Genomic DNA, 4,377 nt, shown 5'->3' on the forward strand with positions numbered 1-4,377 from the left:
GCGCCGGACCGTCCGGCGCCGGGCCGCCCGGCGTCCGGAGCCACGGCGCCGGCGCGGTCGGCGTACGGAGCCCGCGGGCGCGGCGGCGGGTCAGTGGCATTCGGGTGCGACGCCCGTCATCGACATGAACGCGACCGTCTGGCACCCGGGGTCCGCGTGGGGCCGTCCCGTAGTCCAGTCCACGACCTTCGGCACCCCGGCCGCGAGCAGCAGCACCGCCAGGAGGCCCGTGACGGCGCCCCTGCTCAGGCGGCGCACGGCACGGCCCGAAGCAAAACCTTCCGTTTCATGGCCGCATCATCACCCCGCACCCGCCATCCCACAACTCGGAGTGAGCATCCGCTCACACTGTGCCGCGCGGGGCGGCTCGGGCGTCGAACTCGCACCAGACGGCCTTTCCGTCGCCCCGGGACTCCACCCCCCAGTGCGTGGCCAGGGCGTCGACCAGCAGCAGCCCGCGCCCCGTGGTGGCCGCCTCGCCCGGGGTGCGGCGCCGGGGCCAGACGCTGGAGCGGTCCTTGACCCACAGCCGGATCCGCCGCACGGGTTCGGGCAGCACCTCCATGGTCAGCACCGCCCCGCCGTCGGTGTGCAGGAGGGCGTTGACCAGCAGCTCCCCCGCCGCCAGCTCGACGTCGTCGGCCAGCTCGGCCATGCCCCAGTCGCGCAGGGCCTGCCGCAGGGCGTAGCGGGCCTCGGAGAGCCCCTCCGGGTCGGCCTGGTGGATGTACTGGTGGATGCGCGGGGCCCGGTGGGTGCCGGGGTCGGGGGCGCGGCGCAGCACGAGCAGGGCGACGTCGTCGCCGGAGCCCCAGCGCTCCCAGAGCCGGTCGGAGAGGTGGTCGGCGAGGGCTCCGGCGTCCTGGGGTCCGCTGCGCACGGCGTGCGCGAGGGCTTCCATGCCCTGGGTGATAGCGGTGCCGGGTTCCTCGACGAGCCCGTCGGTGCACAGGACGAGGATCTCGCCCGGCACCAGGTCCAGGCGGGTCTCGGGGAACTCCTCCTGTTCGAAGACGGAGGCCAGCCCCAGCGGCAGGCCGCCGCGTACGTTGGGCCAGCCGGTGCGGCCGTCGGTGTGCCGGATGAGCGGGCCGAGGTGGCCGGCGCGGGCCGCCCGTACGCCGCCGGTTTCCAGGTCCACCTGTGCGTACATGCAGGTGGCGAAGCGTTCGGTGTCGAGTTCGGCGAGGAAGCGGGAAGCGCGGGCCAGGACGGTGGAGGGGGAGTGCCCCTCGCCGGCGTAGGCGCGCAGGGCGATGCGCAGCTGGCCCATGATGGCCGCGGCGTGCGTGTCGTGGCCCTGGACGTCGCCGACGACGATCCCGACCCGGTCGCGGGGCAGGGAGATCACGTCGTACCAGTCGCCGCCGACCTCGCGTCCGCTCCAGGCGGAGTGGTAGCGCACGGCGATCTCCCCGCCGGTGATGTCGGGGATCCGGCGCGGCAGCATGGCGGCCTGGAGGCCGGTGGCGAACTCGCGTTCCTGGTCGAAGAGGAGGGCCCGTTGCAGGGACTGGGCGACGATGCCGGCGAGGCCGAGGCAGAGGTTCTGTTCCTCCGGGCTGAACTCGCTGCGCCGCCGGTAGAAGAGCACGAGTCCGCCGATGGCCTTGGCCTGGGCGATGAGCGGGAGGTAGGCGGCGGCGTCGTAGCGGATCCGGTTGAGGTAGTCGGCGAGCAGCGGGAACTCGGCTGCCAGCTCGGTGAGCGAGGTGACGAATCGTGCCTGCCTGGTGAGCACGGCCTGCGACAGCGGCAGGGATCCGTCCAGGCGGGTGAACCTGCGTTCGCTGAGGATCTCCAGTGATTCCCCGCTCAGCGCGATGATCTTGATGGTGCCGTTCTCGACGAGGCCCAGCGCGAGTCCGTCGGCGCCGAGCCGTTCCAGGGCGCCGGCGCCGGTCAGGGCGGCCGTCACGTCGTCGACGGTGACGGCGCGCGACAGGGCCTCGGTGGTGCGCTGCACGATGGCGGCCTGCTGGATGCGGGCGTTCTCCAGTTTGCGCAGCACGGTGGCGTGGGCGAGCTCGGCGGTGGCGTCGCGCACGATCCCGACGATGCGCAGCGGATGCCCGTCGGGGTCGCGCAGCACCCGGCCCTGGATGTGGGTCCACTGGTCGCGGCCGTCGCGCCGGCGCACCGTGAGGTACGAGCCGTAGGTCTCGCCGCCGCCGTCCAGGACGCCGGCCACGGTGTCCTGGAGCCGTGCCGAGTCGTCGGCGGGGATCCGCAGCCCGAGGCCGTCGGGGGTGTGGTCGAACTCCTGCGGCTCCAGGTCGAAGACGGCCAGGCCGGCCTCGTCGATGGCGACGGTCCCCGCGTCGAGGTCCCATTCGAAGCTGCCCATGCCGTTGAGCGCGAGCCGCTCCCCGGGGCCCGTCAGCGGGCCGGGGGCGCCGTCCCGCCCGGGTCTGTCACGCTCCGCCGCTGCCACGGGTCACACCACCTAACGGCCGGGCCAGCACGGCTGGGAGATGAGCCGCTCCCACTCCTCGTCAGGATGCCCCGGGAGGGTGCGTCCGGCCTCCCGCCAGCGCTTGAGGAGGGCGAGGTAGATCGCGGCCGGGTCGGCGGGGGCGAAGCCCCCGGAGGGGCCGGAGGGGCCGGAGGGGCCGGAGAGGCCCGGTGGTCTGCCGGTGCCGGACGCATGCCGGCCGTACGGTGTGCCGCCGGCGGCTCCGGCCGGGGAGTGTTCCCCGCGGCTGGCGGGGATGCGCACCCAGCCACGGCCGCCCTGTGCTCGCTCCGCGCCCATCGCGGGACCCCTCTCCGGTGGATCTCAGCGTAGATACGTATTCGGATGCCCGGCGGCGGCCCGGTCCGGGCCGGCGCCGTGGGTGGTGCCGGTGAGCAGGCCCCGGGCGCCGAGGCGGCCCAGGACTCCCTTCACCAGTCTCCCCGCCGTGAAGCCCGCGCCGTGTACGAATCGCATGGAAGGTCCGAACGAGGGAGCGGTCAGCAGCCCCGCGAAGAACAGTCCGGGCCAGGACGACTCGAAGCCGGGGCTGAGCTCCGGGGTCCCGCCGTCGCCGACGGTCGCCAGGGCCGCGCGCAGTCCCGCGTCGAGCAGTTCCAGCCGGGCCAGGTCGGGGGCGAAGCCGGTGGCGGCGATGACGTGCGCAGTGTCCAGTACGACGGACTCCCCGGCCGCCGTGGTCAGCCCGAGCCGGGTCCGGCCGCCGGCCACCGGCACGGCCCGGTGCAGCCGGTGCCCCAGCAGGGTCGGCACCCGCCGTTCGAAGCGCTCCCGCAGCCACCAGGCCCCGGCGGGCCCCAGGGCGGTGGCGGCGATCCGCTCCCGGGTCGGGGCGGGCAGCCGCCGCACCGCCCAGGGCAGCTCCGACCACACCCAGCTGCGCCAGCCGGTGCCGAGGCCGCTGTGCGGGTCGCGCAGGGCCCGGAGCAGGGGCCGGTCCAGGGGCTGCGGGACGGTGTTCCAGTTCAGCCGGGACCGCCGGGCCACCAGGCAGGGCCGGGCGCCGGCCTCCGCGAGGAGCGCGGCGGTCTCCAGCGCGGCCTGCCCGGCGCCGAGGACGGCCACCTCCCGCCCGGCGAAGCGGGACAGGTCGCTGTGGCCGGTGCTGTGCGAGCAGTGGCCCGGGGGCAGGTCGCGCAGTGCTCGCGGGTACCGGGTGAAGGGCATCACGCCGACCGCGAGGGCCACGGTGCGGGCCGGGCGGGGCGGGCCGCCGACGGTGTGGACGAGGAAGCCGTCGCCGTGCGGGGTGACCTCGGTGACCGTGTCCTCCTCCACCTCGGGCAGCCCCGCGCGGCGGGCGAACCAGAGCCCGTAGGCGCTGAAGGTGGCGATGGGCAGCGGGCTGCCGTGTTCCGCGGTCAGACCGCGGGTGGCGCAGTACTCGGCGAGGGTGTGGCGGCCTCCGGGCGCGGAGAGGTTGGAGGACCAGGGCTCCGACTTCAGGTACATGCCCTCGGGCATGTGGTCCCGCCAGGACGCCATGGGGCGTCCCACCACGCGCACCCCGAGCCCGGCCGCAGCCGCGTGGGCGGCGATCGACAGCCCGTACGGGCCCGCGCCGATCACCACGAGATCGTCCATCCGCCTCACGGCCGTTCCTCCAGCTCCTCGGTTACCGGGTGACCAGTTCGTCCGGCTCCGCCGGGGCCTCCGGCGGGGTCCGGCGGGCCGGGGGTCCCGGCCGTTCGCCCCCGCGCTGCCGGGGCGCCCGCACCGCGCGGGCCCCCCGGCGGCCCTGTTCGGGTACGCCGCGCAGGGCGCGGGCCCCCTTGCCGAGGCCGCGGCCCAGGAAAGCCCCGAGCATCGCCAGGAACGGCCCGAGGTCGTCGGCGGCGAACCAGGCCGCCTCCACGCGGCACCGCCGCTCCCGCGGGGGCGCCGCCCGCACCGGACCGGGC

Annotated in this window: 4 protein-coding genes and 1 pseudogene; all 5 read right to left on the reverse strand. The window is 75.7% G+C overall.

Features of this window, described 5'->3' with window-relative positions; genetic code table 11:
- Nucleotides 1-90: 90 nt before the first annotated feature.
- Nucleotides 91-258 (reverse strand): hypothetical protein, encoded by a 168-nt coding sequence (locus AB4039_RS41535; protein WP_266839580.1) that lies wholly within the window; start codon nt 256-258, stop codon nt 91-93.
- Between the two features lie 85 nt (nt 259-343).
- The gene (locus AB4039_RS41540; RefSeq protein ID WP_266839582.1) at nt 344-2,434 is read right to left on the reverse strand and encodes a SpoIIE family protein phosphatase; all 2,091 of its coding nucleotides are present in this window, start codon (nt 2,432-2,434) and stop codon (nt 344-346) included.
- 12 nt (nt 2,435-2,446) lie between these two features.
- Complete coding sequence (locus AB4039_RS41545; RefSeq protein WP_442273228.1) at nt 2,447-2,755, reverse strand: hypothetical protein; 309 nt, start codon at nt 2,753-2,755, stop codon at nt 2,447-2,449.
- A 24-nt stretch (nt 2,756-2,779) separates the two neighbouring features.
- Nucleotides 2,780-4,060, reverse strand: a complete 1,281-nt coding sequence (locus AB4039_RS41550; protein ID WP_442273229.1) for an NAD(P)-binding domain-containing protein — start codon at nt 4,058-4,060, stop codon at nt 2,780-2,782.
- A gap of 31 nt (nt 4,061-4,091) precedes the next feature.
- A pseudogene (locus AB4039_RS41555) lies at nt 4,092-4,377 on the reverse strand (ATP-grasp domain-containing protein); the annotation flags it as partial.

Source organism: Streptomyces sp. M-16 (assembly GCF_052114405.1).
In the GTDB taxonomy this organism is placed as follows: Bacteria; Actinomycetota; Actinomycetes; order Streptomycetales; family Streptomycetaceae; genus Streptomyces.